The 556-nt window shown below is 42.3% G+C and carries 1 protein-coding gene; it reads left to right on the forward strand.

Features of this window, described 5'->3' with window-relative positions:
- On the forward strand, nucleotides 1-516 hold a 516-nt coding region (locus AB4496_RS28505; protein ID WP_372133430.1), incomplete at its 5' end, for a hypothetical protein.
- Nucleotides 517-556 lie beyond the last annotated feature (40 nt).

Consider the following 556-nt stretch of genomic DNA (forward strand, 5'->3'; position numbering starts at 1 on the left):
ATTAATAGTAAGCTTGCCCTTTTAAGTAATGATTATGGAATAGAACTGATCGTCTCTGCCGTTGCTATGTTTGCCTTGAGCAATGCCGTGGGGCGAGTCGTTTGGGGTTATCTGAGCGATAAGTGGCTCCCTAGTAAGGCCATTAAGTTAAATTTGTTTATTCAGGCACTGGTACTTTCTATTAGCCCTTTGCTATTGCAATCAAATTTTGGGACGGCATTTTTGGCTGTGGTCACTGGTTTTAATTACGGTGGTGTCTTGGTGTTATACGTGTCGACAGTGGGCTATTACTGGGGAAACAATGAGATGAAAAATGTCTATGCTGTTTTGTTTCTCTCTAACATTTTGGCTGCGTTGATTAATATTGTGTTGGGAATCTTGTATTCTTCGATAGGGCTTAATATACCGATTGTATCGGTACTGTTGTTACTGGGCATCGCCTATGTATTAACTGGGCAGTATTTGAAAATCAAAGCCAGCGCAACACCCCCTGCAATGGCAAATGATGCGCAGTAAAAGGAGGCGATAGAGTATATGCCGACATGGAAAATCGCCG

The sequence above is a fragment of the Vibrio sp. 10N.222.46.A1 genome, assembly GCF_041473595.1.
In the GTDB taxonomy this organism is placed as follows: Bacteria; Pseudomonadota; Gammaproteobacteria; order Enterobacterales; family Vibrionaceae; genus Vibrio; species Vibrio tasmaniensis_A.